At 47.2% G+C, this 1,598-nt stretch carries 1 protein-coding gene; it reads left to right on the forward strand.

Annotation, left to right across the window (positions count from 1 at the left end):
• Positions 1–718 precede the first annotated feature (718 nt).
• Complete coding sequence (locus HA41_RS19390) at positions 719–1,591, forward strand: phosphorothioated DNA-binding restriction endonuclease (protein ID WP_094122109.1); 873 nt, start codon at positions 719–721, stop codon at positions 1,589–1,591.
• The last annotated feature ends 7 nt before the right edge of the window (positions 1,592–1,598 follow it).

Raw genomic sequence — 1,598 nt, forward strand, 5'->3', positions numbered from 1 at the left:
GCCACCTTTATAGTCAAAGTCAGACTCACTGGAAAGTTAATGAGGATAAAAGGGGTATAGATTTACAATGATTATCAGAAGATTGTTATAATCAAATCGCTTTTTTTAATATTCTGAAGGCAATGTTAGTTTGATTATCTTCATCCGGGTCAATCACTCCATATAAGAGCATTTATGTAAATTATTTTTCAGGGAAAGATCGAGGAGTGATTGCGATGATTATCATATTTCGCAATTAAGCATGGGGATGTCATTCAAACCAATAATAGTTACAGTAAACTTTCACAGTAGCCGGTTCAGGAAACTGTGGCGGATGGGCCCAGGACAGACCAGTAGAGTTAAGTAATAAAAGTAAGGTGTCAGGCAAAGAGTCTGACGCAATGTCGTGCCTGTATTCTGACAGGCTTGCCTTTGTCGGCCAGCCGCTGAGACGCGGGATCCGACTAAGGATGTTCATTTACTCGGGCACATGCTGAGCTTGTGCTGTAGCTCAGGCGCTTGGGCTAACGCCGCGTCTGGCAGCGCCCCAACCTTATCTGGTCAATAGAATTTTGAGATGGATGCGCGCTCCGGCGATCGCGGATCAAGTGCCTGACTAATACCCAAACCCGGTACGGTTGAGAACATATGCAGCACGCTGAGTGACTGACGTGCGCCCATTGAATCTCCTCGTTTTTAAGAGCATGATCGCAATAATTTTTCACTGCTACCCTCGATTATGACCTCAGGTAAAACGCTGCAAGCCGCTATTTCCGATGTCGCTGTATGGCGCAAAGGTGACCAATGTGCACCGCACAAGCCTCTTTTGCTCCTCTACGTCTTATCTCAATACAGGAAAGGACATTCCCGACTATTTGATTACGGCAATGAGATTCACGAACCGTTAACCCGATTACTGATCGAGTTTGGTCCTAAAAGACGGGATTACTACCCGAATATGCCTTTCTGGCGATTGAGGACGGATGGGTTCTGGACGCTGAAAAACAGCGAGAGTTGCAAACCGCGTAAAGGTAACACCCAGCCGACAAAACGAGAGCTCATCGAGAATCAGGTTGCCGGTGGGTTTGATGAAGATAGCTTCCAGACTCTGCAAAAAAATCCAGCCCTGATCGATAAACTGGCACAGCAGATCCTGACTGATCGCTTTCCGGAAAGCCTGCAGATAAAGCTGGCCGAACTGCTGGGCTTCGATTTAGTTACGCTGATGAGAGCACGCGACCCTCGCTTTCGTGACATGATTTTACGGGCTTACCATTCGCAATGTGCTATCTGTGGATATGATTTAAGACTGGACGGAGCTTTGGTTGGGCTGGAGGCTGCGCATATACGCTGGAAGCAATATGGCGGACCATGTGAAGTTAATAACGGTCTGGCGCTCTGTTCTGTACACCACTCTGCATTCGACAAAGGTGCCATCGGCATTGATGAAGAACTCAGGGTTCAGATATCAGGTAGAATTAATCGCAGCCCGATGGTGGAGCAGCTTTTCTGGTCTCTTGAGGGGCAAAAACTTCATCTGCCTAAAGATAAAATGCTGTGGCCTGCTGATCAGTTTATTGAGTGGCATCAGACGCAGGTGTTTAAGGCCTGAGAGGGGC

It is taken from the genome of Pantoea conspicua (assembly GCF_002095315.1).
In the GTDB taxonomy this organism is placed as follows: Bacteria; Pseudomonadota; Gammaproteobacteria; order Enterobacterales; family Enterobacteriaceae; genus Pantoea; species Pantoea conspicua.

What these genes read in the sequence shown, in the direction of transcription:
- HA41_RS19390 (WP_094122109.1), top strand. Translation starts at nt 719, where the DNA reads ATGACCTCAGGTAAAACGCTGCAAGCCGCTATTTCCGATGTCGCTGTA.